The organism is Cupriavidus sp. SIMBA_020 (genome assembly GCF_046535395.1).
In the GTDB taxonomy this organism is placed as follows: Bacteria; Pseudomonadota; Gammaproteobacteria; order Burkholderiales; family Burkholderiaceae; genus Cupriavidus; species Cupriavidus campinensis.
This window is the reverse complement of sequence record NZ_JAWRWU010001036.1, coordinates 1-257: the sequence shown is the minus strand read 5'-3', so window position 1 is coordinate 257 and position 257 is coordinate 1. Positions and strand designations below refer to the sequence as shown.

Annotated in this window: 1 protein-coding gene; it reads left to right on the top strand. The window is 68.9% G+C overall.

The genetic code is table 11. From position 1 onward, the window contains the following. The coding region (locus SB751_RS32630; RefSeq protein ID WP_410749333.1) for an aldo/keto reductase at positions 1 to 257 on the top strand (257 nt) is incomplete at both ends.

The window sequence follows — 257 nt, the reverse complement described above, 5'->3', positions numbered from 1 at the left end:
CGCTCGGCCGCGCCGATTTCCTGCGCTGCGCGCGCTTCGTGTCGGTGCAGCCGCGCTACAACCTGCTGTTCCGCCAGATCGAGCGCGAACTGCTGCCGCTCGCGAACGAGGAAGGGCTCGCGGTGATTCCGTACAACCCGCTGGCGGGCGGCCTGCTGACCGGCAAGTACCAGCAGGGCAGTGCGCCGTCCGAAGGCCGCTTCACGCAGAGCGTGGGCGTGGCCGGTTCGATGTATCAGGACCGCTACTGGCACGAG